This is a genomic window from Bradyrhizobium sp. NAS80.1, assembly GCF_001908205.1.
Taxonomy (GTDB): domain Bacteria; phylum Pseudomonadota; class Alphaproteobacteria; order Rhizobiales; family Xanthobacteraceae; genus Bradyrhizobium.
On record NZ_LGHL01000065.1, the window covers coordinates 1 to 26,682 of the forward strand.

Genomic DNA, 26,682 nt, shown 5'->3' on the forward strand with positions numbered 1-26,682 from the left:
CACGTGGCTTCAACTTAGACGACGAACTGAAGAATGTAATTCTAGCCGTGTCTCGATCATTCGCGTTTTTACACAGCCAGGGTCATTCTCGACCGACTCTGCGGGTTCGGCTGGCGTTCGATGTCTGCTTTTCCCCGAACCGACTAGCTTACTGCGCGGCAACGAAATGACGCGAAGGGCCAACAGCAAACTCATGCGCCGCGCGGCAAATCGCGCCCTATAGATCAGCCTGTCGATGCGGACGAGCACGGCTCATTCGGGCAATCCCGCTTTCCGAAAACCCTCAATCATCAGCTTCGCATTCTTTAATAGCTGGCTCCGAGCGATCCACGTCGCTATCGTGAAGGCGGGGTCGATCTCAAGCATACGAGCCGCCGCCTCACGGGCCTCAGCGTCGCGCCCGAGATGGGCGAAAGCGGATGCGAGGCAGCGATATGGTCCTGGATAGCAAGGGTTGTGACGCTGGGCTTTCTTTCCTGCACTGATGGCCTCATCAAAGCGACGAAGCTCAATAAGGGCAAATCCCATCCCGGTTAAGACAGTGTATCGTTGCGGGTCTAACGGGCTCATTCGCACGGCACGTTCAAAGCTCCGGATAGCTTCTTCTGGCTGCCCCGCAATCTTATAGACCCAACCTCTGCAGTTCCATGCACGATATGAATTTGGGTTGAGCGCAACCGCCCGGTCGGACATCTCGATCTCAGTCTCACAATCGCCGACCATAAGTGCCGAGATCAACGCAGCAGTTGCTAACGTGTCTGGATCACCATCGTTGAGGTTCAACGCCACGCGCATAAGCCGAACGGCTTCCTTGCGTTCGAATTGGGGGTTGATGGCATAGCTCCTGACCACATTTTCCGAGTGACAAGCACCTGCCAGAGCAGCAGCAGCAGCAAATCCAGGATCAAGCTCCAAGGCGCGCTGGACCAATCGGAGTGCCTCGGCCAAACCTTCGCGGGTCGCTAGGACGGCTTGCTGTATAGCCCGGAGATAAAGGTCATACGCGGTGAGGTCTTCCGGCCGCCGCCGCCTCGTCAGTGCTATTTCTGCTTGAAACAACTTCGGCTGAATAGCCAAGACAACGGCAAGCGTGACTTCGTCCTGCAACGCGAAAATATCCGTCACGTCACGCTCGAACTTGTCCGCCCAAATATGTGCGCCCGTAGCCGCTTCAATCAACTGGCCCGTGATGCGAACTTTCCCCGACGCCTTGCGCACCGCCCCCTCGAGGACATAGCGCACGCCAAGCCTGCGCCCGACTTCCTTGATGTCGACGGCTTTGCCCTTGAAGGTAAAACTCGAATTTCGAGCGATCACGAACAACCATCCGAACCGCGAAAGTGCGGTAGTGATCTCCTCAACCATCCCGTCCGCGAAGTACTCCTGCTCCGGATCGCCAGACATGTTCGCGAACGGCAGCACGGCGATGGAGGGCTTGTCGGGAACTGCAGGAGCGCTCTCGGGCGCATCGCCCGGATTTGAGCTCGCAACTCCTCGCGCCTCCCGCACCTGCCCGACGAAGCGGAAGCTCTTGCGCGGTAGTGTTTTGATGAAGCGCTGTTCCTCACCGGAATCGCCGATTGCGCTTCGTGCGGGATTCAGCCGGGTCGTCAATGCTGCATCCGAAACGCTGCGCCCATTCCAAACGGCATTGATGAGGTCGTCTTTACTGACGACGCGCTCCCTGTTGCGGATCAAGTAATCGAGCAGGTCGAATACCTGTGGCGTGACAGAGACCACGGCCGCCCCGCGATGCAACTCGCGCCGGTCAGTGTCGAATGCGTAGTCCTCGAAGAGATAGCGCAAGATGCGAATCCCCTTGGATGAGAGCCCCCGTAGCCGGGTAGCGCTTTGGCCTGGTTGGAAACCGCAAGAATAGGCTGCAGGTGAGGAAAATGTAAGCCGCCGGTAAAGCATACCCTCCGCTCTCGCCCCACTTTCGTGCCGGCTATGACGGCTCCTGACACAATGGTGGCATCGGGCCAAAGCCGAGGAGGAAGCGCCATCCCATGGAGACTTCGCAATGAGCTCGATGCACGGCACAACGTGGCTGAAACGGACATCCGTATCGACCCGGCATGTCTCCAGCTTTATCTGGAAATATTGGGACGCCTTTCGGGAGCGCCGCGAACGCCAAGTATTGCGCGCCACCTTGTCCAACTTAAGCGACGCGGAGCTGATGGACATCGGCACCACGCGCGGGGAGATCGACTACGTCGCCTCGCACCGAGGTCTTGAACCGCGAGGCATCCGACCCGGCGAATGGCTCCAATACCTGCCAACGGCAGACGGCCAGATTGGGCCCATCGACTTCCGGTAAGGGTCATTTTCGACGGTTTCGGAGCGGACTTTCGGTTGTTTGATGTCCGCTTCTGCCCGTAAACGCCGTACCAGGGGGAAGTCTAGGGGCGTTGCTTTCGGCGCCGCAAGTTCCAACGTCATCGCTTCCCAAACGGCTTCCAACCCGCCATTGTGCCGCGGCAACAATCATCTCAGGGGCAGTATCAATGTCGGACAAGGTCTCGCGTCGCCAGTTCGCGAAAATCGCGGGATTGTCCGCGGCCGGAATCGCAAATCCTCTGGAGATCGCTGAAGCCAAGGCGGCAGCGGCGGCGGCGCGTAGCGCGAACGACTTTCCGGCGGGCTTTGTCTGGGGCACCGCGACCTCGTCCTATCAGGTCGAGGGCGCGGTCAACGAGGACGGGCGAGGGGCATCGATCTGGGACAAGTTCGTCCGTATCCCCGGCAAGATCGAGGATGGCAGCACCGGCGACCGCGCCAACGAGCATTATCACCGCTACAAGGAGGATATCGCGCTCATCAGGGAACTCGGCTGCAGGGCCTATCGCTTTTCGGTGGCCTGGCCGCGGGTGTTTCCGGACGGCGACGGCAAGCCGAACCCTGGGGGGATCGACTTCTACAATCGCCTTGTCGACGAACTGCTGAAGAACGGCATCGAGCCGTGGCTGACGCTCTATCATTGGGACCTGCCGCAATCGCTCCAGGATCGTTTCGGCGGCTGGCGCTCGGCGGAGACCTGCAAGATCTTCGGCGACTATGCAGCCTATGTCGCGGAGCATCTGACCGATCGCGTCAGGAACGTGTTCACGCTGAACGAGAGCGGCCGCTTCGTCCATTTCGGCTACGGCCTCGGCATCGACGCGCCGGGCGCGACGCTGCCGCAGGCCGAGGTCAACCAGATCAGGCACAACAGCGCGCTCGCGCACGGGCTTGCGGTGCAGGCGGTGCGCGCCCATGGCCGCCGCGGCACGAGGGTGGGGCCGGCCGAGAACATCGACGTCTGCGCGCCCGCGATCGACACGCCGGAAAACGTCCGCGCGGCCGAGATCGCGCTGCGCGAGATGAATGCCGGCTATCTCAACGTCATCATGACGGGCCAGTATACCGACGCGTTCCTGAAATTCGCCGGGCCCAACGCGCCGAAATTCACCGATGCGGAGTTGAAGATCATCTCCTCGCCGGTGGATTTCCTCGGCCTCAACATCTACGCGCCGCAGAACTACGTGGTGGCCTCCGACCAGGGCGCGGGCTTCATGCCGCTGCCGATCCCGAAATCCTTCCCGCATATGAACTCGGACTGGCTGCGGGTTGGTCCTGAGTCGATGTACTGGGTGCCGAAGCTGGCTGCGAAGATCTGGAAGACGGATGCGATCTATATCAGCGAGAACGGCGCCTCTGGCGACGATGTGGTCACGCCCGACGGCAAGATCTACGATACCGACCGCATCATGTATCTGCGCAACTATCTCGCCCAGCTCCAGCGTGCCACGGCCGAAGGCGTGCCGGTGCGCGGCTACTTCCTCTGGAGCCTGATGGACAATTTCGAATGGGTGTTCGGGCTCAACAAGCGCTTTGGTCTCTATCACGTCAATTTCGACACGCAGGTGCGCACGCCCAAACTCAGCGCGAGCTTCTATCGCAACGTGATTGCGACGAACGCGGCGGGGGCGTGATCGCTTCCCTCACGCGTAAAGCCATCGCACTCCAAGTCGTCATGCCCGGGCTGTCCCGGGCATCGATGTTCGCGCATAGAGCGCGTCTAGCCTTGTTTTTCAGGGTGAATCGCGACCGGTCTCCGTCAAAGAGGCCGGTCGTCGCTTGTCGAAAGCAGCGAATCAGCTTTAGCAAGATGGCTTGCGGGCCTTTGAAACAAGGCAAAAACCGCTGCCCGAGGCGCCGTCCGCTCAGGAAGCCGCTAAAATGCAGGGTTTTTTGCCACAGGGGGCCAAAAAAGCCCGTAAAACCGCGACAAAACTGTGCAGAAGGCTATAGGCCTTCGCCGGTTGGTCTAATATGCAACCGGCAACGAATCAGAGGAGACACGATGCCAACCCAAATGTCGAAATCGCAGCTGATCGAAAAGATTGCGACCGCCACCGAGCTTTCCAAGCGCGACGTCAAGAGCGTCATGGAGACGCTGACCGACGTCGGTCACAAGGAGCTCAAGAAGAACGGCTTGTTCCTGGTGCCGGGCTTCGCCAAGTTCGTGGTCATCAAGAAGCCCGCGACCAAGGCGCGCAAGGGCACCAACCCGTTCACGGGTGAAGAGATGATGTTCAAGGCCAAGCCGGCCCGGAAGATCGTCCGCGCCCGCCCGGTCAAGGCCGCCAAGGACGCCGTGGCCTAAGAACGCAAAGGCCCCCTCGAAGGAGGGGGCCTTTTATATTTGACGACCGCGAGGGCTGAAGCGGAGGGGTTCAGCCCTTGCGGCGCTTCACCCGAACCGGGACCGGCTGAAGTCGCGGCTCCGGTGCCGCCAGTGCATCACGAACCCGGTCGATCGCGCGGTCCAGTAACTGACGCAGTCGCTGCGACTTCCGCGATCTCTTTGCTCCTTCCAGCAGTTTCTTCATCGCATTCACTCCGCCGCTTCGACCTTGGCATCAGCCGGCTCGAGCGCAGCGGCGATCGCCTCGTCGACGCGCTCCAGCCAGATGAATTCGAGCTTGTCCCGCGCGCTCTGCGGGATGTCGTCGTAGTCCCGCTTGTTGCGCGCCGGCAGCATCACCCGCTTCAATCCGGCAGCGGCTGCCGCCACTACTTTCTCCTTGATGCCGCCGACGGGCAGCACCAGGCCGCGCAGCGAGATCTCGCCGGTCATCGCGGTGTCGCTGCGCACCGTGCGATTGGTGAGCAGTGACGTCAGCGCCGTGAACATCGCAACGCCCGCGCTCGGTCCGTCCTTCGGGGTTGCGCCCGCCGGAACGTGAACGTGGATGTCGCTCTTCTCGAACAACGACGGATCGATGCCGAGCTGCGAGGCTCTGCTCTTCACCAGCGTCATCGCAGCCTGCACGCTCTCGCGCATGACGTCGCCGAGCTGGCCGGTCAGGATCATCCCGCCCCTGCCGGGCACGCGCGAGGCCTCGATGAACAGGATGTCACCGCCGACCGGCGTCCAGGCAAGGCCGGTGGCCACGCCCGGAATGCTGGTGCGCTGCGCGATCTCGCCTTCGAAGCGCGGCTGGCCGAGCACCGTGGCGATGTCCTTCGGCGTCACCATGACCTTCGCAGCCGTACCCTCGGCGACCTGCACCGCCGCGTAGCGGAACACCTTGCCGATCTCGCGCTCCAGATTGCGCACGCCGGCTTCGCGGGTGTAGCCCTTGACGATCAGCTTCAGCGCCTCCGGCTCGATCTCGGCCTGCTCGGCCGTCAAGCCGTTGGCCTCCAGCTGCCGCCGCACCAGGTAGCGCCATGCGATCTCCAGCTTCTCCTCCTCGGTGTAGCCGGCGAGACTGATCAGCTCCATGCGGTCGAGCAGCGGACCCGGAATCTGGTCCAGCATGTTGGCGGTTGCGATGAACACCACGCGCGACAGGTCAAAGGGCACGGCCAGGTAATTGTCCCGGAACGTCCCGTTCTGCTCGGGGTCGAGCACCTCCAGCATCGCAGCGGAAGGGTCGCCCTGATTGCCGCGCCCCATCTTGTCGATCTCGTCCAGCATCATGACGCAGTTCCGTGCTCCCGCCTTCTTGATGCCCTGGATGATGTTGCCCGGCAGCGCGCCGATATAGGTGCGACGATGGCCGCGGATCTCGGCCTCGTCATGCACGCCGCCGAGGCTGACGCGCACGAAGGGGCGATCCATCGCGCGCGCGATGGACTGACCGAGCGAGGTCTTGCCGACGCCGGGCGGGCCGACGAAGCACAGGATCGGGGCCTTGCCCTGCGGCGCGAGCTTGCGCACCGCCAGATATCCGATGATCCGGCTCTTGATCTTCTCCAGTCCGAAATGATCGGCATCCAGGATGCGCCGCGCCTCCTTGATGTCGATCGGCTTCTCCGCCGGCAACGCCCAGGGCAGCTCGATCAGCCAGTCCAGATAGGTGCGGACCATGCCGGCCTCGCCGGCGGCCTCCGGCATGCGCTCGTAGCGGCGCAGCTCCTTCTTGGCGTGCGCCTCCGCCTCCGGCGGCATGTTGGCCTTGGCGATGGCTGCCGTCAGCTCGGCGACCTCGGCGGCCTTGCCGTCGCCTTCGCCCAGCTGACGCTGGATGGTCGCCATCTGCTCGCGCAGGATCGCCTCGCGCTGCCGCTCGTCGAAGCTGGCGCGGGTCTTCTGGCCGATCTCGTTGGAGATGCGCAGCACCTCCAGCCGCTCGGCCAGGTGCTTCGACACCTTCTCGACGCGCAGGGCGAGGTCGATGGTCTCCAGCACCTCCTGCTTGTCTTGCGGCTTGATGTCCATGAACGAGGTCGCCAGATCCGCCAGCGCACCGGGCGCGGTGGTGTTCTGGAACATCGCGGCCAGTTCCGGCGGCGCCTGCGGCAGCAGCTCGACCGCCTCGATGGCCTGGCGCTGCAGATTCAGCGTGTGCGCCTCGATCTCGGGCGAGGTCGTGGTTGGCTCCGGGATCTGCTGCATGCGAGCGGCCGGGAACGGCGTACCCGGCAGGAAGTCGAGGAGGCGCGCGCGCTGCACGCCCTGGCAGACGATGTGATGAGTGCCGTCGGGCGCGGTGATGTAGCGCACGATGTTGGCGATGGTTGCGACCCTGTAGAGATCGTCCGGCCCGGGCTCCTCGATCTCGGGGCTGCGCTGCAGGACGATGCCGACGGGCCGCTGCTCGCGCAGCGCCTGTTGTGCCGCGGCGATGGACTTCGGGCGGCCGATCGCGATCGGCGCGATAGCGCCGGGAAACAGCACCATCTCGCGCACGGGGATGATGATCAGCGCGTCGTCGGGGATCTTCACGTCGGAATTGGTCTGGGCGTTATTCATCTGTTCGGTGGCCATGATCGACCTCAGGATTTGGCGAGGCGCAGTGCGACGCAGCCGTCCATCACGAAGCGGCTGATGGCGTAGCGGCCAACGGGAAGCGCGATGCGGCGCTCGAAGCGGCCCTGCGGCAGCTCGAGCCGGTGGATACGGGCGTTGCGAAGCTCCGGCGGAAGGGTGCGCTGGCCGGAGATGACGAGCACGCCGTCAAGGATCACCGTCTCGACATTGTCGGGATTGACCCCGGGAAGCGCTACCAGGATCAGGAGCTCATGCTCGGTTTCGAGCACGTCGATCGGCGGCTCCCAGCAGGCTTCCTGACGGCCGAACTGCTGCCTCAGCCGTTCGGCGCGGGTCAGCGAGTCCAGGGCTTCGGACAGCATCCAGTCGAGGGGATTTTTGGGTTGCATGGGCAAACTCTGGGGGAAGGCGCTGCGATTGGAAAACCAGCATATGGGGACGGTTCCACGGAATTCCAGCATCGCGCGTCTGGAGCATGTCTGGCCCCCCGAACCAGAGGTGGCCTTGCAGTCAGACGCATCGACGCCGCGGCGATGCTCTGCGGCGCCGGAGGCAATAGTGAGGCGCGGCGTCCATATCAGACGGCGGTGCGATACTCGTCTTCCGCTTCGAGAGTGATGACAGAAGTGGCGAGCTCGGTGAGCGCATCGTCGGTCGCGTCGGGCGTCTCCGGAAGCAGCCTCGCCGCCCTCGGGCGATCAAGAGGCTGCGTAAGCAAATGTTCCTCGCGAAGGGCCTCGCGAGCCGCTGTGGCTTGCCGCCAGACCACGCCTGCCGAGACGCATAACCCATGCTCGACTTCGCCCTGTCCGCCTTCGTGACGCTGCTGCTGGTGGTCAATCCCGTCGGCCTTGCGCCGGCCTTCCTCGCTGCGACCGGGGGCATGCCCGACAAGGTCAAGCGGACGGTCGCGCTGCGTGCGCCGCTGATCGCGGCTTCCATCCTGGTCGTGATCGCGCTGGTCGGAAACTGGCTGTTGCGCCAGCTCGGGATCGGCATCCCGGCCTTCCAGATCGCCGGCGGGCTGCTGTTGTTCGGCGTGTCCTACCAGATGATGTTTGGCGACCGCCCGCATCGTGAGGCCCGCGAGGCCGACAAGGCGACGTCGGAGCATGCGTCTGATGTCGCGGTGTTCCCCCTGGCCATCCCCATGATGGCCGGCCCTGGCGCGATCGCAACCACGCTGCTTCTGGCGGGCGATGCCGGCTACGGGGCGAGGCTCGCTCTCATCATCGCGGTCGTTGTCTCCGTGTGCCTGCTCTGCATGCTGTGCTTTGTCTCCGCGAGCCTGATCGCGCGGACCCTCGGGCGCACCGGCAATGCCGTGCTCTCGCGCGTGCTCGGCATGCTGCTCGCCTATTCGGTGCAGTTCGTGATCAATGGCATAGCTGCCGTCCGGGCGAGCCTGCCGTAGGGGCGCGGCAATCTGCTAATGTGTTGATTTTAGGTCCTATTTTGTGGGGCGGCGGGCCTGGCGGCGCAACGGCGCACGACCCGGTCGCTTTCGCTTGCACTGCCATATTGCTTTGACGTACTTCCGGTCTGACAAACGTCCATCGCCAGGAAATCGGGATGTCGATGACAGCGGACGAGCTCGACAAGAGACAGGCCATCATCGACGCCTGCCGCCGCATGAATGCGCTCGGCATCAACCAGGGCACCTCGGGCAACATCAGCGTGCGTTTTGGAAATGGGCTCCTGATCACGCCGACCAGCGTGCCCTACGATGCCATGACGCCGGAGCTGATCGTCTTCATGGCGATGGACGGCTCGCATGCACCCAGCCAGAAGCCGTCGAGCGAGTGGCGCTTCCATCGCGACATCCTGATGTCGCGGCCAGACGTCAACGCCGTGGTGCACGCCCATCCGACCTATTGCACCATCCTGGCGATCATGGGCATGGAGATCCCGCCCGTGCACTACATGATCGCGGCCGCGGGCGGCGACAGCATCCGCTGTGCGCCCTATGCCACCTTCGGCACAGCTGAACTCTCCGAGCATGCGGTGCGGGCGTTGGAAGGCCGGCTCGCCTGCTTGCTCGACCACCACGGCATGATCGCGGTCGGCAAGACGCTGGACAAGGCGATGTGGCTCGCCGTCGAGGTCGAGACGCTGGCGCGGCAGTATCACGGCTGTCTCCAGATCGGGACACCGCCGCTGCTCTCGAGCGGCGAGATCGAACGGGTTCGCCAGCGCATGGCCGGCTACGGCATGTCGGAAGGCTAGGACGGGCAAGCGGTGTTCGCGCGGATCAGATATTTCGTCGATCGCAAGGGGACGAACCGCACCATGGTTCGGCTGCGGGCGCTCCTGCGCAGCAACGAGTTCTACTTGATCCCGCTCGCGCTCGTGATCGGCACGCTGGCCGGCGCGGTCGTAACGCTGATGGCCGAGATCGCGCAGATTGCCCATGTGGTGATCTACGGCATTCCCGTCGACGTCCGCCTTTCCGCCAATGCGCGCGTGAATCCCTGGGCGGCGCTGAGCGCTCCTGCACTCGGCGGGCTGGCGCTCGGCATCATGGAATGGTCGCGGCGGCGGATGAAGATATCGAACGCGGTCGACCCGATCGAGGCCAACGCGCTGCGCGGCGGCAATCTGTCGATGCGCGACAGCGTCGTGGTGTCGAGCCAGACGCTGATCTCGAACGGCTGTGGCGCCTCCGTCGGCCTCGAGGCCGGCTATACCCAGATCGGCTCCGGTATCGCCTCGCTGCTCGGCAAGTTCTTCAATCTTCGCCGCAACGATTTGCGTCTGATGGTCGGCTGCGGCGCTGCCGCGGCGATCGCGGCGGCGTTCGGCGCGCCGATCACTGGCGCCTTCTACGCCTGCGAGCTAATCGTCGGCGTCTACTCGGTCGGCAGCGCGGCGCCGATCCTGGCGGCCTCGCTAGCGGGTGCCCTGACCGCGCAATGGCTCGGTGGCGCGCCGTACTCGATCGAAATACCGAAGGTCAGCTCGGTCGGCGTCGAGCAATATCTGGCGTTGATCGGGCTCGCGCTTGTCACCAGCGGCGTCGGTATCGCCGTGATGCGCTCGTCATCGACGTTCGAGCGCCTGTTCGCCTGGCTGCCGGTCTGGTTCCGCCCCGTGGTCGGCGGCCTCATCGTCGGCGGTTTCGCCATTGTCACGCCGCAGGTGCTCGCGGCCGGCCACGGCGCCATGGTCCTCGATCTCTTTCACGACATGACGATCGGCTTCGTCGCGCTGATCATTGGCCTGAAGCTGACGGCCTGTCTGATCTCGCTCGCCTCGGGCTTCCGCGGCGGTCTGTTCTTCGCCTCGCTGTTCGTCGGCAGCCTGATCGGAAAATTCTTCGCTGGGGTTCTCCTGCTGATCAGCCCGAACTTCGCGATCGATCCGCTGGTCGCGATGCTGACCGGCATGGCGACGCTCGGCGTTGCCGTCGTCGGCGGTCCCTTGACCATGTCGTTCCTCGTGCTCGAGATGACGCGCAACGTCGACGTCACCGCGGTGGTGCTGGCCGGCTGCATCGTCACCTCGATCTGCGTCCGCTTCATGTTCGGACACTCTTTCTCGACCTGGCGCCTGCATCTGCGCGGAGAGACCATACGGAGCGCCAACGACGTCGGTTGGCTGCGAAACCTGACCGTCGAGCGGCTGATGCGCTCTGACGTCGGCAAGGTGCCCTCGACCACGACGATTGCTGCCGCGCGTCGCGAGTTCGCGCTGGGATCGCGGCCCGGAATCGTCATCGTCAACAATGCCGACGAGTATGTCGGCCTCGTCATGCTGCCCGATCTGTTCTCGGGCGATCTCGATACCATCGCCGACGACATCCAGGTGATCGAGCTCGCGCGCCTGATCGACATCGTGCTGATCCCGGAAATGAACGTGAAGTCGGCGATGGCGGTGTTCGACGAGGCGGAGGCCGAGATGCTGGCGGTGGTCGATTCCACCGACAGCCGCAAAGTGGTCGGCTTCCTCACCGAGACCTTTGCTCGCCGCCGCTACGTCGAGGAGATCGACAAGGCCACGCGCGGCGTGCTCGGCGCGTTGTCTTAGGGTTATTCGGGCTGATCGACCTCCCGCCGCGTCGGGAATGATCGTGCCGAGCATCGCGAGATCAGGACGGGGCGAGCCAATTCTTTGGTCCCGGCCAAATATTCAGCAATGGCGTCCGCAGCGCCGATGGACTTGGCTCATGCAATCCGGTTGAATGGGGCGTATTGAGTTCCTAGGCGACAACGATGTCGAGATATCCGCTGGTCCTTCGCCTGATCGCCTCGCCGGCGGCGGCGCAAGTCAAGCTGACTCCGAAGACCTCGGCGGCGCATCCGGACCCTTGTGCCCCGTTCGGGCACACCGCAGGCGGCAAGCTGGTCTACTCGATGAAATGCGAGAATCTGCCGACGTCGCCTCCGCCACCGCCGCAGGCTGAGCTGAAGGAGGCACCCGCGCCGGCCGCCGAGCCCGAGCCGGAGGTGCGGCGGAGCGGCATTTTCGGCTGGTCCTACGACCGCAGGTGACGGGGCGCGCCACTTGCGCGATCCGGTCTGGAGTGCTCTTTGCTTGAAAGTTCCCCGTGAGGCCCATCGCCTCCGATCCAGAGAGATGAGATGAGCAAACTCGTTATCCGCGCCGGCGACTACACCTTCGATGCCCGCTTCGAGGAGAAACTGGCACCCAAGACCGTCGCCGCATTTCGCAAGGCGATGCCGTTCGAAAGCCACATCATCCATGTGCGCTGGAGCGGCGAAGGCGTCTGGATGCCGCTCGGCGACCTCGATTTCGGCGTCGGCTACGAGAACCACACCAGCTATCCCGCGCCCGGTCAGATCATTCTCTATCCAGGCGGCATCAGCGAGACCGAAATTCTGCTCGCCTATGGCGGCGTGCACTTTGCGAGCAAGATGGGCCAGCTCGCTGGCAATCACTTCATCACGCTGACCTCGGGGCTGGAGAATCTCGCGCCCCTCGGCAAGAGCGTGTTGTGGAAGGGCGCGCTGCCGATCCGCTTCGAGGAAGTCTGAGTGACCGACGCCCGCTACCCGCGCGATCTCCGCGGCTACGGCCGCAACCCGCTGCATCCGCAATGGCCTGGCAATGCGCGGATCGCGGTGCAGTTCGTCGTCAATTTCGAGGAGGGCGGCGAGAACAACATTTTGCATGGCGACCTCGCCTCGGAAGCCTTTTTGTCCGACGTGCTGGGCGCGCAGCCCTGGCCGGGTCAGCGCCATGCCAATATCGAATCGATGTTCGAATATGGCTCGCGCGCGGGCTTCTGGCGGCTGTGGCGGATTTTCACCGCGCGCAACTGGCCGACGACCGTGTTCGGCGTCGCCACCGCGCTGAAGCGCAATCCGGAAATCGTCGCAGCGATGAAGGAGGCGGGCTGGGACATCGCGAGCCACAGCCTGAAATGGATCGAGCACAAGGACATGACCGAGGCGCAGGAGCGCGCCGAAATCGCCGAGTCGATCCGCGTCCACACCGAGGCGACCGGGTCGCGGCCGCTCGGCTGGTACACGGGGCGCTCCTCGATCAACACCAACCGTCTCCTGATGGAGGAGGGTGGCTTCCTCTATCTCTGCGACTCCTATGCCGACGATCTGCCCTATTGGATCAAGGGCGTGAGCGGCAAGCAGCTCGTCATTCCCTATACGCTTGATGCCAACGACATGCGCTTCATCAACCCGCAGGGGTTTGCCGAGGGCGAGCAGTTCTTCACCTATCTGAAGGACGCGTTCGACGTGCTCTACGCCGAGGGCGAGAGCGCGCCGAAGATGATGTCGGTCGGCCTGCACTGCCGCCTCGCCGGTCGGCCCGGCCGCGCCGCCGGGCTGATCCGCTTCCTCGACTATATCGGCAAGCACGAGCGCGTCTGGGTGCCAACGCGATTGCAGATCGCGCAGCATTGGCACGACAAGCACGCGCATCTTGCCGCCGACGCATTCGAGATCGAGTGAGAGAGCAATGTCGCAAATCTCGCTCACCGATCTCAATGCCGCCGATAAAGCCAGCTTCGTCGCAGTCCTCGCGAATGTCGTCGAATACTCGCCGTGGATCGCCGAGCAGCTCGCCGGGAAGCGGCCGTTCGCCGGCATCAATCAGTTGCACGCGTCGCTGATGGCTGCGATCCAGAGTGCCGAACCTGACGTGCAGCTGGCGCTGATCCGGGCGCATCCCGATCTCGCCAACAAAACCCAGCGCGCGGCAGGCCTCACCGCGGAATCGACCGAAGAGCAGAACAGCGCCGGGCTCGATCGACTTTCGAGCGCCGAATACGCGGCCTTCGAGCGCGTCAACAACGCCTATCGCGACAAGTTTGGTTTCCCCTATATCGTCTGCGTGCGCCGTCACACCAAGGATTCTGTCCTGCGCGACTTCGAGATGCGGCTGCGCAATATTGCGAAGACCGAGATCCGGCGCGCGATCGAGGAGATCGGCCGCATCTCCGCGCTGCGGCTCGATCAGCTCGTCGTGGCCGACGACAGATTGAAAGTGCACGGCCGGCTCTCGACCCATGTGCTGGACAATCACGCCGGCAAGCCCGCGCCCGGCATTGCGGTCGAGCTGGTCGAGCTCGCAAATCTCGGCGAGAGCCGCGTCATCGCACGCGCCGTGACCAATGCGGACGGTCGCACCGACCAGCCGCTGATCGGCGGCCGGCCGTTGCCGATCGGCCGCTACGAGCTCAAATTCAGCGTCGGAAAATATTACGCCGAGCGCAGCGTGCCGATGTCCGACCCGCCATTCCTCGACGAAATTCCGCTGCGCTTTGCGATCAGCGAGCCGGAAAGCCACTATCACGTGCCGCTACTCGTCACGCCCTGGAGCTATTCGACCTATCGCGGGAGTTAGTCACCGAACCTTTCGAGCAGCGCGGGAAACAGCCGGTCTGGCTTGAAAGGTGTCGCCGTGAAGCGGATGCCGGTGGCGTCCGCGATCGCGTTGCCGAGTGCGGCTGCGACCGGATTGTACGGGCTCTCGCTCATCGACTTCGCACCCAGCGGTCCGATCGTGTCGGATGTGTCGGCGAAGAAGACTTCCGTGCGAGGAACGTCGGCGAAGGACGGCAGGTGGTAGTCGCGGAATTTGGCATTGGTGACGCGGCCGTTCGCATCGATCACCATCTCCTCATAGAGCGCGGCACCAAGCGCCTGCGCGACACCGCCTTCGACCTGGCCGCGGCATTGCATGGGATTGGCGACGACGCCTGCGTCCGCCGCCTGCACGCTCCTCAGAATTTTGAGCTCGCCGGTGCCCGTGTTCACGGCAACGCGAAAGCCTTGGACATTGAAGCCGACCGAGCGCGGCGTGCCCCCGGAGTTGCCGCCGGCCGCGAACGGTTGTCCGCGTTCGCGCGCGAGCTTCGCAAGTTCCACGAAGGACATCCGCCGCACGCCGCAGACGACGGCCTCGCCTTCGAGCATGCAGCTCGTGGCGTCGCATAACCAGGCGCCGGCAGCGACGGCCTTTAGCTCGATTGCAAGCTGCATGGCCGCCGCATGTGTCGCTTTGCCGGCAACGAAGGTGCCGGCGCTGCCATAGGCGCCGGTGTCGTGGCCGCCATGGGCAGTGTCGGACTGAAGCAGGCGGATCTTGTCCACGGTGGTCGCGAGCATGGTCGCTGCGATCTGCCGGTGCACGGTGCTGGTGCCGTTACCGAACTCCGCGGTGCCGACGGTGAGGTCGAACCCGCCATCCTCGCGCAGCGCGATCGTCGCGTCGGCGATATGGCCGGCGGGCGGCGCCGTGTCGATCATGGTCAGTGCGATGCCGTCACCGATCAGCCATTCCGGCGACAGGTCCGGCTGCGGGCCGTCAGCCTGCATCGCACGCTCGACGAGGTCGAGGCACTGATCGAGGCCGTAGGAGCCATAGAGCACATCGTGAAATTCGGACGGGGGCGGCGACAGCATGGGATCGCCGGGCCTGACGATGTTGCGCCGGCGCATGTCGTAAGGGCTGAGGCCGAGCTGCTTTGCCAGCTCGTCGATCGCGGCCTCCACCGCGATCAACGCCTGCGGCAGCCCGTAGCCGCGAAATGCGCCTGATGGCACCGTGTTGGTGTAGACGGCAGCGCCGTCGACCTTCTTGTTCGGGCAGTTGTAGACGCTGATGCTCTCCGCCAGCGCGTGAAACATCACCGGGCCGGCGTGATTGCCGTAAGCCCCAGTGTTGGAGAGCACGTCGAGCTGAAGCGCGGTGAGCTTGCCCTCGGCATCGGCGCCAGCCTTGATGTGGACGCGCATCGGGTGCCGCGTCGAGGTTGCGATAAACTGCTCCTCGCGGGTGAGCTCCAGCTTCACCGGCCGTCCGGTCTTGATCGCGGCGAGGGCCAGAATGTCCTCGACGAACATCTCCTGCTTGCCGCCGAACCCGCCGCCGACGCGCTCGCAGAACACGCGGACCTTGTCCATCGGTAGCTTGAAGATGTCCGACAGTGCGCGCCGGGTCAGGAACGGGACCTGCGTCGAGGTGCGGACGTTGAGCACGCCGGCGGCGTCGAGCCAGGCGAGGCCGCCATGGGTCTCGAGCGCCGCATGCTGCACACGATGACTGTGGAAGGTGCCCTCGAAGGTCACGGCGGATGTAGCGAGCGCGGCCGCCACGTTGCCGAACTCGCCGTGCGTCTCCGCAGCGAGGTTACGCTGGGCATCGGCGATGCGGTTCGAGGCGGTGCGGTCGGGATGAATGATGGGAGCGCCCGGCGCCATCGTCTGCTCCGGATCGATCAGGGCAGGCAAAATCTCGTAACTGACCTTCAGCCGGCGGCACGCTTCCTCGGCGGCGGCTTCGCTTTCGGCGACGACAGCGGCGACCTTCTGTCCGATGAAACGGACGACGTCGTCGAGGATGCGGGTGTCCTCGGGGTCCATCCAGTCCTTCTCATGCCGCGCGGTCGAGATCAGGACCGATGGCGCATCCTCATGCGTCAGCACTGCGTGCACGCCGGGGACGCTCAGCGCTTCCGACTTGTCGATCGCGACGATCTTCGCGTGGGCGTGAGGTGAACGCAGCAGCTTGATATGCAGCAGGTCGTCAATCTGCGTGTCGAAGGTATAGCGCGCCTTGCCGCGCACGATTTCGGGGCCCGCGTGGGCCGGCAGGCTGCGGCCGAATGCGGCGCCGGCCTCGACGCTTTCCTCGACATTGGTCTTGCCGAGAAGTGCGTCCTCGATCGAGCGATAGCCGGTGCAGCGACAGATGTTGCCCTTCAACGCAGAGCCGAGCTCGGTGAGCTGCGCCTGGTTCAGCGAGGCGCAGGTCAGGATCATGCCGGCGGTGCAGAAGCCGCATTGAAAGCCTTGCGCATCGAGGAAGGCCTGCTGCATCGGATGCGCGCCGCTGTCTCCGCCAAGCCCCTCGATCGTAGTAACGGCGCGGCCTTCGGCGCGGAACGCCGGGATCAGGCAGCTATGCACCGGCTCACCGTCCAGCAGCACGGTGCAGGCGCCGCAATCGCCGGCATCGCAGCCTTTCTTCACGCCGAAATGACCGAGTTCGCGCAGGAACGTGCGCAGGCACTGACCGGCGCGGGGCTCTTGCGAAAACGGCTTGCCGTTGACCTCGAAACTCATGACGGCGTCGCCCCCAGGAGTTCGCCGCGAATCTCTTCGGCGAGCCGTAGCGTCATGTGCTTGCGCCAGAGCGGCTTGCCGTGGAGGTCGGTGTGGTACAGATCATCCGGGATCTGCTCTGCGATCGCGTCGCGAAGCGCGCTCGCGTCCGCTGGCTTGGCAAAGGACAGCTGGATCGGCCGCACCGTCGATGCGGTCACCGTCAGCGTCAGCGTGCCATCGGAATCCAGGCTGCCGGTCAGGAGCGCCGCCGAGCGGCCGACCGGTGCCAGCGAGATCTGGCGAAAGGCCGTGCGGCGCTTCAGCGCGGCAAGTGGGATATCGATCTGTCGGAGCAAGTCTCCCGGCGTCAGGCGGTTGCGCTGGTTGCCGGTGACGAAGTCGACGACGGGTATCTTCTGTTCGCCGCCGCCGGCCTTCCAGATGATGCAGACGCCATCGAGCGCGGTGGTGAGTGAGATCATCGGTCCGGCCGGCAGCGACATGCAGAGATTGCCGCCGATCGTCGCCGTCTTCCAGATCTTGAATGAGGCGAGGAAGGCGCGGCAGCACTGGCCGATCAGCGGTGCTGCGAGCCAGTCGGGCGGGCAGGCAAGTCCATCGAGCTGAGCGACGGTGCAGGTGGCGGCGATGGAGAGATGGCTGTCCGTGACTGTCAGCGCCGGCCATTTCAGATCGGTGAGATCAATCAATCGCCTCAAGTTGACCTGCGGCTCCGAGAACAGCCAGGTGCCGCCCGCGAGCCAAGCATCACCTGCCGTCCAAACAGGCAGCTGCGCGCGCGTTTGCGGATGGGCTATGGCTGTGATGGTATTCAAGTCCATGGCTGCGCCAACGCTTCCGCCGGGTGAATCGTACGGGAGAGTCTTGCAAGACCGGAGCCAAGTCGCAACAACAAGTCGCAGCAGGAAAGCGTTCGGGCTAGCGGCTGGCCTGCCGTCAGCGGATGTGAGGAGAAGCAGGATATGAGCGAGCCAAAGCCGATCTGGATCAGGGATCCCCTGGCCATTCTCGCCGACGGTGCGGAGCGCGGGATCGTGGTCAGGGATGGCCGGATCGTCGAGCTCGTGCCGGCTGGTGGTACACCTGCGACCGCGGATGTCGCGGTGTTCGATGCGGGCGATTATGTCGTGCTGCCGGGCCTGATCAATACCCACCATCATTTCTACCAGACGCTAACGCGGGCGCTGCCGGCGGCGATGGATCGTGAGCTGTTTCCCTGGCTCCAGGCGCTCTATCCGGTATGGGCGAAGCTGACACCGGAAGCGCTCGAGCTCGGCGTCACGGTGGCGATGTCCGAGCTCCTGCTCTCCGGCTGTACCACCACGACGGATCATCACTACGTGTTTCCGGCAGGACTCGAGGACGCCGTCGATATCGAGGTCGCAGTCGCAAAGCGGCTCGGCGTCCGCGTGCTGCTGACGCGCGGCTCGATGAACCTGTCGCAGCGCGACGGCGGTCTGCCGCCTGACAGCGTCGTGCAGGACGAGGACACCATCCTCGCCGACAGCGCGCGCGTGGTCGCAAAGCATCACCAGCGCGGCGCGGATGCGATGGTGCAGATTGCGCTGGCACCTTGCTCGCCCTTCTCGGTGAAGACGTCCTTGATGCGTGCCACTGCCGATCTCGCCGAAAAGCTCGACGTCCGCCTGCATACCCATCTCGCTGAGACCGAGGACGAGAACAGGTTCTGCCAGCAGATGTATGGCTGCCGCCCGCTCGACTATCTCGAGCAATGCGGCTGGCTCAATGCGCGGACCTGGCTTGCCCACGGCATCTTCTTCAATGCTGACGAGATGAAGCGGCTCAGCAGGGCCAAGACGACCATCAGCCATTGCGCCTGCAGCAACCAGCTTCTGGCGTCGGGTTGCTGCCCGGTGTGCGAGATGGAGGAGGCCGGCGTCGGGATCGGCATTGGCGTCGACGGCTCGGCGTCCAACGATGGATCGAACCTGATGCAGGAGGTGCGCGCCGCCTTCCTGCTGCAGCGGGCGCGCTATGGGGTGACGAAGGTCAGCCACAAGGATGCGCTGCGCTGGGCGACCAAGGGCTCGGCGACATGCGTCGGCCGGCCGGAACTCGGCGAGATCGCTGTCGGCAAGGCTGCCGATCTTGCGCTGTTCAGGCTCGACGAGTTGCGCTTCTCCGGCCATGGCGATCCCTTGGCCGCGCTGGTGCTGTGCGGAGCGCATCGGGCCGACCGGGTCATGGTCGCGGGAAAATGGGCCGTGGTCGATGGCGCAATTCCTGGCCTCGATGTCGCTGGCCTCATCCGCCGCCACAGTTCCGCAGCGCGGGCGATGCAGGCGGGATAATTCCCAAGCAGAATAGAAAGAGGGGGCGACCACAAGTGCCGGGTGCTTCTGGCCACCCCCTCCGAACCTCCTCCGGGAGGAGCAGGTGATCTCGGCAATGCAAGAAGCGTGCTACTTGCCCGGCAGCTTGTCGTCGATGCCCTTCACGTAGAAATTCATGCCGAGGATCTGGCCGTCGTCGAGGTGATCGCCGCCCTTGCACTCGATCTCCTTGCCGTCCTGCCCAATGACCGGGCACTTGAACGGGTGCAGCTTGCCCGCAATGATCGCAGCCTGGGCATCCTCGGCGATCTTCTTCACGTCGTCAGGCATGTTGGTGTAGGGCGCCATCGCGAACATGTGGCTGTCGAGGCCGCCCCAGCTGTCCTCGGACTTCCAGGTGCCGTCGAGCTCGGCCTTGACGCGGGCGATGTAGTAGGGGCCCCAGGTGTCGAGGATCGACGTCAGCTGGGTCTTGGGCCCGAACTTGATCATCTCGGAATCCTGACCGAAGGCGAGCTTGCCGCGTTCGCTGGCAATCTGCATCGCTGCCGGCGAATCCGTGTGCTGCATGATGACGTCGGCGCCCTGGTCGATCAGCGCCTTGGCGGCGTCGGCTTCCTTGCCCGGATCGAACCAGGTGTTGGCCCAGATGATCTTGACCTTGATATTCGGGTTGATGGTCTGCGCCGCGAGGACCGTCGCGTTGATGCCGGAGACGACTTCGGGGATCGGGAATGAGCCGATATAGCCGAGCACGCCGGACTTCGACATCTTGGCCGCGATCAGGCCCTGGATGTAGCGCCCCTGATACCATTTGGCCGAGTAGGTCGACATGTTCGGGTTGCGCTTGTAGCCGGTGGCGTGCTCGAAATGCACGTTCGGATATTTCTTCGCGACCTTCAGCGTCGGATCCATATAGCCGAACGACGTGGTGAAGATCAGCTTGTTGCCGGCGCGGACGAGCTGCTCGATGGAACGTTCGGCGTCGGGACCTTCAGGCACGTTCTCGAGAAAGGTGGTCTCGATCTTGTCGCCGAGCTCCTTCACCAGCGCCTGGCGGGCGAGCTCGTGCTGATAGGTCCAGCCGAGATCGCCGACCGGGCCAAGGTAAATGAAGCCGACTTTCAGCTTGTCGGCGGCGGAAGCTGCACTGACGCTGCCGGCAAGCAAGAGCCCCGCAGCCAGCGCAAGAAGTGATTTCCTCATCATCAATCTCCAAACATCAGGGGAAAGTCACGATCCGCAACGTGCGCGCCCCATCGCGCCCGCCGCGGAAAAGATCAGCGATCAGGCACGAACACGGTGCCGAGCGCGGCCGGCGCGGTCGAGCCGCCGGTGCGCGCCCGGGAGAGCAGGACCAGGACGATGACAGTCGCGAGGTAAGGCAGCGCCGACATGAACTGCGAGGGAATGCCGACGCCCCAGCCTTGCGCGTGCAGCTGCAGGATCGTCACTGCGCCGAACAGGTAGGCGCCGACGACGAGCCGGCCCGGCCGCCAGGACGAGAACACGACCAGCGCCAGCGCGATCCAGCCGCGGCCGGCGGTCATGCCGGGAATGAAGAACGGCGTATAGGCGAGCGGCAGATAAGCGCCGGCAAGACCGGCGCAGGCGCCGCCGAACATCACGGCGAAGGTGCGGATGCGCAGCACGGGATAGCCGAGCGCATGGGCGGAGACATGATTGTCGCCGCAGGCACGCAGGATCAAGCCCGGTCGCGTGCGGTACAGAAACCACCAGACGCTGATAATCAGCGCCAGCGAGAAATAGACGAAGGCATCTTCGCCGAACAGCACGCGGCCGATCAGCGGGATGTCGGTGAGGCCGGGAATGGAGAGATGCACCGCCGGCGCGATGCGCTCGCCGACGAAGCCGGCGCCGATAAGGCCTGAGAGCCCGATCCCAAGGATGGTCAGCGCGAGACCCGTTGCGACCTGGTTGACCGCCAGCCCAAGCGCCATCAGCGCGAAGACCAGCGACATCAGCATGCCCGCCACGATGCCGAACAACGCGCCGATGAAGATCGAACCGGTCAGCCAGGCGCCGGCAAAACCGCAGGCGGCGCCGACGATCATCATGCCCTCGACGCCGAGATTGAGCACGCCGGAGCGCTCGGTCACGAGCTCGCCGGTCGCCGCGATCAGGAGTGGCGTCGACGCGGCGAGCACCGCCAGGATGATGGCCTCAATGAGTTCCACGGGCCACCTGTCGGTTCGGGAAGACCAGCCTGAAGCGGTAGAGAATGAAGGAATCGCAGGCGAGCACGTAGAACAGCAGAATACCCTGAAAAACCTTGGTGACGTCCAACGGGATCTTCATCGCGATCTGCGCCTGTTCGCCGCCGATAAAGGTCAGTGCAAGGAGAAGGCCCGCAATTAATATTCCAAGCGGGTTCAGCCGGCCGAGGAAGGCAACGATGATCGCGGTAAAACCGTAGCCGGGTGAAATGCCGGGCTGGAGATGTCCGACCGGGCCCGCGACCTCGATGATGCCGGCGAGGCCCGCGAGTGCTCCGGAGATCGCGAAGGTCAGGACGACCAGCTGATCGGCATTGAAGCCGCCGAACCGTGCAGCGCGGGGGGCGGCGCCGACCACGCGGATCTCGAACCCCTTGATGGTCCGTCCGAGCAGGATCGCGGCGGCTGCAACGACAAGCAGGGCGATGATCGAGCCGAGATGCAGCCGGCCGCCTTCGATCAACAACGGTACCGTTGCGACCGGATCGAATTCGGCCGTGGTCGGGAAGTTGAAGCCGTGCGGATCGCGCCAGGGGCCGCGCACGAGATAGTCGAGGAAGAGATCGGCGACATAGACCAGCATCAGGCTGGTCAGGATCTCGCTGGCGCCGAACTTCACCTTGCAGATCGCCGGGATCAGCGCATACAGCGCGCCCGCGGCTGCCGCGAGCACCAGCATCGTCGGCAGCACCCAGGCGCCGGCATCGGTGCCCTGTGTCTTTACCGCGATCCAGCTTCCGGCGACCGCGCCGATCAGGAATTGCCCTTCTGCGCCGATATTCCAGGCATTGGCGAGATAGCAGAGCGACAGCCCGATCGCGATCATCACCAGCGGCGTCGCCTTCACAGCGATTTCCTGCAGCGAATAACCGTCAGTCAGGGGCGCGATGAAATAGGCGTGCAGGGCGAGGAGCGGATTCTTGCCGAGGATCGCGAACAGGATGATCATGGTCGCGATCGTGAGGCCGATCGCGACCAGAGGCGAGACCAGCGCGATCGTGTTGGAGCGCTCGGCGCGCTTCTCAAGTACCAACTGCATGCGCGGCCTCCTTCGGCTCCAGCCTGCTGCCGCCCATGAGTAGGCCGAGCTTCTCTCGCGTCGCTTCGCTGGTCGCGAGCGGAGCGGACAGTCGGCCATGGAACATCACGGCGATGCGGTCGGCGATCTCGGCGAGTTCGTCGAGATCCTGGCTGGTCACGAGCACGGCGGCGCCCGCGGTTGCCAGATCGAGCAGCGCCTGGCGGATCACGGCGGCGGCGCCGGCATCGACGCCCCAGGTCGGCTGGCACACCACCAGCACCGCCGGATTGCGCAGGATCTCGCGTCCCACAATGAATTTCTGCAGATTGCCGCCGGAGAGACTCGCAGCTTCCGGATCGCGCTTGGCCTTGCGTACATCGAAGGTTTCGGTCGCACGGTCCACGGTCTCCAGCGTAGCCGCGGTGTCGATGAAGCCGTGATGGACCATGCCACTGGCGGCATGTCCGGTCAGCAGTGCGTTCTCCGACAGCTTCATGCGCGGCACGGTGCCGTGGCCCAGCCGCTCCTCGGGCACAAAAGCGGCGCCTAGCTTGCGCCGCTGCGTGATCGAGAGGTGGCCGGCAGCGATGCCTTCGATCACCACCGTGCCGGGGTCCTGGGACAGACGTTCGCCGGAGAGCGCGGCGAACAGCTCGTCCTGGCCGTTGCCGGCGACGCCGGCGATGCCCAGGATCTCGCCGCCCTTCAGCTCGAATGAGATGTGCTCGAGCCGCACGCCGTGCGCTTCGCTTGGGGTGAGCGAGAGATCGTTGACGACGAGCCGCGGCACCGTGGTCTTCCGGTCGGCGGCCGCCGCCTTCACTTCCTTGATCTCGCTGCCGACCATCATGCGCGCAAGCGAGGCGGCGGTCTCGAGCCTTGGATTGCAGGTCTCGACCTTCTTGCCGCCGCGCAGGATCGTCGCGGTGTCGCAGAGGCGTTTCACCTCCGCGAGCTTGTGGCTGATGTAGAGGATGGCGCGGCCTTCGGCCTTGAGCCGCTCCAGCACGATGAAGAGTTGGTCTGCTTCCTGCGGCGTCAGCACCGCGGTGGGCTCGTCCAGGATCAGGAATTTCGGATCCTGCATCAGCGCGCGGACGATCTCGATGCGCTGACGTTCGCCGACGGACAGTTGCCAGACCTCGCGCCTGGGATCGAGCGGCAGCCCATAGGTCTTCGACACCTGTTCGAGGCGCGCCGACATGTCCTTGAAGGATTCCGTGCGGTCGAGACCGAGTGCAACGTTCTCGGCTACGTTGAGATTGTCGAACAGCGAGAAATGCTGAAACACCATGCCGATGCCACGGCTGCGTGCTTCCGACGGACCCGACAGCACGATCGGCGTGCCCTGCCAGCGAATCTCGCCGGCGCTGGGCTGGATCAGCCCGTAGATCGCCTTGACCAGCGTCGACTTGCCGGCGCCGTTCTCACCCAGCAGCGCGTGGATCTGCTTCGGCCAGATGTCGATGTCGATGGAGTCGTTGGCGAGGAAATCGCCATAGTGCTTGGTAAGCCCGATCGCCTGAAGCAGCGGGGACTCGTCGGAATGCAGGCCGTTGGGCGTCGGATCTAACATTCGCTGATGCGCTTGCATGGGATGAAGTGCCTCAATAGTGGGCTAGTTTGAACCGCCGCGTAAGGTGTGAAAAAGCGTCATCCCTTGCTTAGCTGCACCGAGTCCACGGTCTATAGTGGTGTTACTGTGAAGTTCTGATCGACGGAGGTCTCACGGCTCGGATGCCGCCGCGCGGGAATGCGCGGCGGCATGTGTGTTTGCGGAGCGAAACGCTGGCGTAGAGTGGGCAAAGCGAAGCATGCCCACCACTTCTGCTTCTATTTCATTCGGATGGTGGGCACGGCGCAAGGGCGCCTTTGCCCACCCTACGGTACAGGCTGTTGGGACGCCTACTTCGTCCACACGCCATCATGCAGCGCTTCGGCCTCGTCCTCGAGCAGGGGGCCGACGACCCCCGTCGGCCGCTGGCCGCTGGCAAAGACCTCACGGCACGGCAGGTCGAGCGTAGGGTTTTCAGGATGGTTGCCGGTGACGCCGCGCAGGCGGTGCTCGCTGAGGCCATAGACGACGCGGCCGATGCCGGCCCAGTAGATCGCGCCGGCGCACATCGCGCAGGGTTCTGCCGAAGAATAGAGCGTGGCCTTCGCCAGCACGTCGCGACCAAGCGTGCGGCAGGCCAGCGTTGCCGCGAGGCGTTCGGCATGCGCGGTGCCGTCATGATCCGGCATGTAGCCGTTCTCGGTCTCGATCAGCACCTTGCCGTCGGCATCGACGACGATGCAGCCGAAGGGATGATTGCCGTGGGTCAGTGAACGCCGGGCGACGGCGAAGGACAGACGCAGGAAATGCTCGTCTCGTCCAGCTGTGCCGCTCATCGCCACTCCCTGGTCAATGCCCCGCCATGTGCCGGCCGACCACCGTGAGGTCAGCCTCGCTCGTCCGTGCTTCATACACGAATTCGCCATGGAACATCACCACCAGCCGATCGGAGAGCTCGAGCAATTCGTCCAAATCCTCGCCGACCAGCAGCACAGCGGCGCCGCGGTTGCGCGCGGCCATGATCTCGGCATGGATCTGCGCGACTGCCGCGAAATCGAGTCCAAAGCAGGGATGGCGGCGATCAGCACCTCGGCGTCGCCGGCGTGCGGGTCTTGATCTTGTATTGGCGATCTTCTTCCTGGCGTCGTCGCGGAAGGCGCTGCGATTGAGCCACCAGCCACTACTGGCTAAAGGTCGAATATTGCTCAGAAAGATTACTGATTAAATAATAGGCAGTATCTACTTATTGTATGCAATAGAGTTAAGCAGTCTTAACGGTCTGGGGTGTGCATGGCGAGCGCTAGACGTCCGCCGGCTCCGCGCATTCATGCTAACCACGCACTGATTGAGACGGGCGCCAACCCCGGGCGATTTTCGCTGGCACCGAACTTGTATCGATGTTCGTAAGGACGGGGCGCAGTCCCCTCAGGATGGAAAGCTCGCCGCGATGGGTGCTGGTAACGCCGTTCAAGACGCATCGCTCGGTGAAGAGATCGTGCAGCGGATCAATAAGCTCGCTGCGATCTCGGAAGAGGCCGGCAAGCTCACCCGCATCTATCTCAGCAAGGAGCTGCGCGAGGCCGCGGACCTCATCCTGAACTGGATGCGCGAGGCCGGCATGAGCGCTCGTCTCGATGCGATCGGCAATGTCTGTGGACGCTACGAGGGCGAGCGGCCGGGTGCGCGCTGCCTGATGCTGGGCTCGCACTACGACACAGTGCGCGATGCCGGTAAATGGGATGGTCCGCTGGGCGTGATCACCGCGATCGCGTGCGTTGCGGACCTCAATCGCCGCGGCAAGCGCTTGCCGTTTGCGATCGAGGTCGTCGGCTTTGCCGACGAGGAAGGTGTGCGCTTCGCCTCGACCCTTCTCGGCAGCCGTGCGGTGGCCGGCACTTTTGACGAGGCCGTCCTCAACGCGCGCGACCGCGACGGCGTGTCGTTGCGCGATGCGCTCGTCACGTTCGGCCTCGAACCCGATCATATCGGCGCGGCGGCGCGGGCCCGGCGCGAGCTGCTGGCCTATCTCGAATTGCACATCGAGCAGGGGCCGGTGCTGGAAGCGCAGAACCTGCCCGTCGGCGTGGTCACCGCGATTGCGGGCGCCACACGGCTTGCAGCGCGACTGACCGGCATGGCCGGCCACGCCGGCACCGTGCCGATGGCACTCCGGCGTGATGCGCTCGCGGGGGCTGCCGAATGCATCGGCGCAATCGAGCAGTTTTGCCACACCGACGAGGGTGGGCTGGTCGGTACCGTCGGCTACATTCAGGCGAGGCCCGGCGCAACCAATGTCATTCCCGGCGAAGTGTCGTTCACCATCGACATGCGCGCGCCGACCGACATGCACCGCAAGCGTGCGGTGGCCGATGTTGTCAGGCAGATCGAGGCGATCGCAAACCGCCGGCAACTTGCGCTCCAGCTCGACGTCACCCACGAGAACCGCACTGTACCTTGCGCGGCCTGGCTGAAGGACCAGATCGCGCAGGCGATCGGAGCGGAGGGTTTTCCCGTATTCGAGCTGCCGAGCGGGGCCGGGCATGATGGCATGGCGATGATCGATGTCGCCGATGTCGGCATGATCTTCGTTCGTTGCCGCGGCGGCATCAGCCATCATCCGGACGAGCATGTCGAGCTCGCCGATGCCGACGTCGGTGCGCGGGTGCTGCTGCGGGTGATCGAGAACTTCAGGCCGCGGGAGGACCGCGCCGGCACGAACTGACTGTCAGGAGCCCGCAAGTCATCGGGTAGAGACACGAA

At 64.3% G+C, this 26,682-nt stretch carries 24 protein-coding genes and 1 pseudogene; 12 read left to right on the plus strand and 13 right to left on the minus strand.

Translation table 11 applies throughout. The features are described 5' to 3' along the window. Nucleotides 1-252: 252 nt before the first annotated feature. The gene (locus AC629_RS16470) at nt 253-1,806 is read right to left on the minus strand and encodes a winged helix-turn-helix domain-containing tetratricopeptide repeat protein (RefSeq protein ID WP_245331888.1); all 1,554 of its coding nucleotides are present in this window, start codon (nt 1,804-1,806) and stop codon (nt 253-255) included. Nucleotides 1,807-2,023: 217 nt separating this feature from the next. Here AC629_RS16470 and AC629_RS16475 point away from each other — a divergent pair, with 217 nt between their 5' ends. The 3 genes from AC629_RS16475 to AC629_RS16485 all read left to right on the plus strand — a co-directional run bounded on the left by AC629_RS16475 (nt 2,024) and on the right by AC629_RS16485 (nt 4,648). Then, nucleotides 2,024-2,320: a DUF1127 domain-containing protein gene (locus AC629_RS16475; protein WP_084805929.1), complete on the plus strand. Its 297-nt coding sequence runs from the start codon at nt 2,024-2,026 to the stop codon at nt 2,318-2,320. Nucleotides 2,321-2,507: 187 nt separating this feature from the next. Next, complete coding sequence (locus tag AC629_RS16480) at nt 2,508-3,974, plus strand: GH1 family beta-glucosidase (protein WP_084805931.1); 1,467 nt, start codon at nt 2,508-2,510, stop codon at nt 3,972-3,974. A gap of 371 nt (nt 3,975-4,345) precedes the next feature. Then, nucleotides 4,346-4,648, plus strand: coding sequence for an HU family DNA-binding protein (locus tag AC629_RS16485; protein ID WP_084805933.1), 303 nt, complete (start codon nt 4,346-4,348; stop codon nt 4,646-4,648). Between the two features lie 70 nt (nt 4,649-4,718). Here AC629_RS16485 and AC629_RS46855 read toward each other — a convergent pair whose 3' ends face one another. The 4 genes from AC629_RS46855 to AC629_RS46860 all read right to left on the minus strand — a co-directional run bounded on the left by AC629_RS46855 (nt 4,719) and on the right by AC629_RS46860 (nt 7,982). Continuing rightward, nucleotides 4,719-4,874: a hypothetical protein gene (locus tag AC629_RS46855; RefSeq protein ID WP_168195505.1), complete on the minus strand. Its 156-nt coding sequence runs from the start codon at nt 4,872-4,874 to the stop codon at nt 4,719-4,721. Between the two features lie 5 nt (nt 4,875-4,879). Beyond that, nucleotides 4,880-7,261: an endopeptidase La gene (gene lon / locus AC629_RS16490; protein ID WP_084805935.1), complete on the minus strand. Its 2,382-nt coding sequence runs from the start codon at nt 7,259-7,261 to the stop codon at nt 4,880-4,882. An 8-nt stretch (nt 7,262-7,269) separates the two neighbouring features. Continuing rightward, a complete protein-coding gene (locus tag AC629_RS16495) occupies nt 7,270-7,653 on the minus strand; it encodes an Hsp20/alpha crystallin family protein (protein ID WP_014493661.1) in 384 nt (127 codons plus the stop codon). 188 nt (nt 7,654-7,841) lie between these two features. Next, nucleotides 7,842-7,982, minus strand: coding sequence for a hypothetical protein (locus AC629_RS46860; protein WP_168195504.1), 141 nt, complete (start codon nt 7,980-7,982; stop codon nt 7,842-7,844). A gap of 72 nt (nt 7,983-8,054) precedes the next feature. Here AC629_RS46860 and AC629_RS16505 point away from each other — a divergent pair, with 72 nt between their 5' ends. The 7 genes from AC629_RS16505 to uraD all read left to right on the plus strand — a co-directional run bounded on the left by AC629_RS16505 (nt 8,055) and on the right by uraD (nt 14,089). After that, nucleotides 8,055-8,678: a MarC family protein gene (locus AC629_RS16505; RefSeq protein ID WP_084805939.1), complete on the plus strand. Its 624-nt coding sequence runs from the start codon at nt 8,055-8,057 to the stop codon at nt 8,676-8,678. A 158-nt stretch (nt 8,679-8,836) separates the two neighbouring features. Next, on the plus strand, nt 8,837-9,490 hold the full coding sequence (locus tag AC629_RS16510; RefSeq protein ID WP_210419056.1) for a class II aldolase/adducin family protein: 654 nt from the start codon (nt 8,837-8,839) through the stop codon (nt 9,488-9,490). A gap of 12 nt (nt 9,491-9,502) precedes the next feature. Further along, a complete protein-coding gene (locus AC629_RS16515; protein WP_084805940.1) occupies nt 9,503-11,290 on the plus strand; it encodes a chloride channel protein in 1,788 nt (595 codons plus the stop codon). Between the two features lie 185 nt (nt 11,291-11,475). Then, nucleotides 11,476-11,754 (plus strand): hypothetical protein, encoded by a 279-nt coding sequence (locus tag AC629_RS16520; RefSeq protein ID WP_084805943.1) that lies wholly within the window; start codon nt 11,476-11,478, stop codon nt 11,752-11,754. A gap of 90 nt (nt 11,755-11,844) precedes the next feature. Beyond that, nucleotides 11,845-12,258, plus strand: coding sequence for a DUF3830 family protein (locus tag AC629_RS16525; RefSeq protein ID WP_084805945.1), 414 nt, complete (start codon nt 11,845-11,847; stop codon nt 12,256-12,258). Next, nucleotides 12,259-13,194, plus strand: a complete 936-nt coding sequence (gene puuE, locus AC629_RS16530) for an allantoinase PuuE (RefSeq protein ID WP_084805947.1) — start codon at nt 12,259-12,261, stop codon at nt 13,192-13,194. Between the two features lie 7 nt (nt 13,195-13,201). Next, nucleotides 13,202-14,089 carry a 2-oxo-4-hydroxy-4-carboxy-5-ureidoimidazoline decarboxylase gene (gene uraD / locus AC629_RS16535; protein ID WP_084805948.1) on the plus strand — a complete coding sequence of 296 codons (888 nt, stop codon included), beginning with the start codon at nt 13,202-13,204 and terminating at the stop codon, nt 14,087-14,089. Here uraD and AC629_RS16540 read toward each other — a convergent pair. Both AC629_RS16540 and AC629_RS16545 read right to left on the minus strand, forming a co-directional pair. Beyond that, nucleotides 14,086-16,812 (minus strand): molybdopterin-dependent oxidoreductase, encoded by a 2,727-nt coding sequence (locus tag AC629_RS16540; protein WP_084805950.1) that lies wholly within the window; start codon nt 16,810-16,812, stop codon nt 14,086-14,088. The genes uraD and AC629_RS16540 overlap by 4 nt on opposite strands. Beyond that, on the minus strand, nt 16,809-17,636 hold the full coding sequence (locus AC629_RS16545; protein ID WP_084805952.1) for an FAD binding domain-containing protein: 828 nt from the start codon (nt 17,634-17,636) through the stop codon (nt 16,809-16,811). Before AC629_RS16545 ends, AC629_RS16540 begins: the two co-directional genes overlap by 4 nt. 141 nt (nt 17,637-17,777) lie before the next feature. Between AC629_RS16545 and AC629_RS16550 the strand changes: the two genes are divergently transcribed. Beyond that, nucleotides 17,778-19,127 carry an 8-oxoguanine deaminase gene (locus tag AC629_RS16550; protein WP_084805953.1) on the plus strand — a complete coding sequence of 450 codons (1,350 nt, stop codon included), beginning with the start codon at nt 17,778-17,780 and terminating at the stop codon, nt 19,125-19,127. A gap of 111 nt (nt 19,128-19,238) precedes the next feature. Here the strand turns inward: AC629_RS16550 and AC629_RS16555 are convergent, their stop codons facing one another. From AC629_RS16555 to AC629_RS16580, 6 genes and pseudogenes are all read right to left on the minus strand, one after another. Beyond that, the gene (locus AC629_RS16555; RefSeq protein ID WP_084806062.1) at nt 19,239-20,315 is read right to left on the minus strand and encodes a BMP family ABC transporter substrate-binding protein; all 1,077 of its coding nucleotides are present in this window, start codon (nt 20,313-20,315) and stop codon (nt 19,239-19,241) included. Between the two features lie 74 nt (nt 20,316-20,389). Further along, nucleotides 20,390-21,307, minus strand: coding sequence for an ABC transporter permease (locus tag AC629_RS16560; protein WP_084805955.1), 918 nt, complete (start codon nt 21,305-21,307; stop codon nt 20,390-20,392). After that, nucleotides 21,294-22,385, minus strand: coding sequence for an ABC transporter permease (locus tag AC629_RS16565; RefSeq protein ID WP_084805957.1), 1,092 nt, complete (start codon nt 22,383-22,385; stop codon nt 21,294-21,296). The genes AC629_RS16560 and AC629_RS16565 overlap by 14 nt, the downstream gene beginning before the upstream one ends. After that, on the minus strand, nt 22,369-23,943 hold the full coding sequence (locus AC629_RS16570; RefSeq protein ID WP_084805959.1) for an ABC transporter ATP-binding protein: 1,575 nt from the start codon (nt 23,941-23,943) through the stop codon (nt 22,369-22,371). The genes AC629_RS16565 and AC629_RS16570 overlap by 17 nt, the downstream gene beginning before the upstream one ends. A gap of 329 nt (nt 23,944-24,272) precedes the next feature. Beyond that, entirely contained in the window at nt 24,273-24,758 is a 486-nt protein-coding gene (locus AC629_RS16575) for a nucleoside deaminase (protein WP_084805961.1), read from the minus strand. 13 nt (nt 24,759-24,771) lie between these two features. Beyond that, nucleotides 24,772-24,996 (minus strand): annotated as a pseudogene (locus AC629_RS16580) (ABC transporter ATP-binding protein); the annotation flags it as partial. Nucleotides 24,997-25,369: 373 nt separating this feature from the next. Here AC629_RS16580 and AC629_RS16585 point away from each other — a divergent pair. Further along, complete coding sequence (locus tag AC629_RS16585; RefSeq protein ID WP_084805963.1) at nt 25,370-26,644, plus strand: allantoate amidohydrolase; 1,275 nt, start codon at nt 25,370-25,372, stop codon at nt 26,642-26,644. Nucleotides 26,645-26,682 lie beyond the last annotated feature (38 nt).

Coding starts and splice junctions, on each gene's coding strand:
- AC629_RS16475 (WP_084805929.1), top strand. CDS start 2,024: ATGAGCTCGATGCACGGCACAACGTGGCTGAAACGGACATCCGTATCG.
- AC629_RS16480 (WP_084805931.1), top strand. CDS start 2,508: ATGTCGGACAAGGTCTCGCGTCGCCAGTTCGCGAAAATCGCGGGATTG.
- AC629_RS16485 (WP_084805933.1), top strand. CDS start 4,346: ATGCCAACCCAAATGTCGAAATCGCAGCTGATCGAAAAGATTGCGACC.
- AC629_RS46855 (WP_168195505.1), bottom strand. CDS start 4,874: ATGAAGAAACTGCTGGAAGGAGCAAAGAGATCGCGGAAGTCGCAGCGA.
- lon (WP_084805935.1), bottom strand. CDS start 7,261: ATGGCCACCGAACAGATGAATAACGCCCAGACCAATTCCGACGTGAAG.
- AC629_RS16495 (WP_014493661.1), bottom strand. CDS start 7,653: ATGCAACCCAAAAATCCCCTCGACTGGATGCTGTCCGAAGCCCTGGAC.
- AC629_RS16505 (WP_084805939.1), top strand. CDS start 8,055: ATGCTCGACTTCGCCCTGTCCGCCTTCGTGACGCTGCTGCTGGTGGTC.
- AC629_RS16510 (WP_210419056.1), top strand. CDS start 8,837: ATGTCGATGACAGCGGACGAGCTCGACAAGAGACAGGCCATCATCGAC.
- AC629_RS16520 (WP_084805943.1), top strand. CDS start 11,476: ATGTCGAGATATCCGCTGGTCCTTCGCCTGATCGCCTCGCCGGCGGCG.
- AC629_RS16525 (WP_084805945.1), top strand. CDS start 11,845: ATGAGCAAACTCGTTATCCGCGCCGGCGACTACACCTTCGATGCCCGC.
- uraD (WP_084805948.1), top strand. CDS start 13,202: ATGTCGCAAATCTCGCTCACCGATCTCAATGCCGCCGATAAAGCCAGC.
- AC629_RS16540 (WP_084805950.1), bottom strand. CDS start 16,812: ATGAGTTTCGAGGTCAACGGCAAGCCGTTTTCGCAAGAGCCCCGCGCC.
- AC629_RS16545 (WP_084805952.1), bottom strand. CDS start 17,636: ATGGACTTGAATACCATCACAGCCATAGCCCATCCGCAAACGCGCGCG.
- AC629_RS16550 (WP_084805953.1), top strand. CDS start 17,778: ATGAGCGAGCCAAAGCCGATCTGGATCAGGGATCCCCTGGCCATTCTC.
- AC629_RS16555 (WP_084806062.1), bottom strand. CDS start 20,315: ATGAGGAAATCACTTCTTGCGCTGGCTGCGGGGCTCTTGCTTGCCGGC.
- AC629_RS16565 (WP_084805957.1), bottom strand. CDS start 22,385: ATGCAGTTGGTACTTGAGAAGCGCGCCGAGCGCTCCAACACGATCGCG.
- AC629_RS16570 (WP_084805959.1), bottom strand. CDS start 23,943: ATGTTAGATCCGACGCCCAACGGCCTGCATTCCGACGAGTCCCCGCTG.
- AC629_RS16575 (WP_084805961.1), bottom strand. CDS start 24,758: ATGAGCGGCACAGCTGGACGAGACGAGCATTTCCTGCGTCTGTCCTTC.
- AC629_RS16585 (WP_084805963.1), top strand. CDS start 25,370: ATGGGTGCTGGTAACGCCGTTCAAGACGCATCGCTCGGTGAAGAGATC.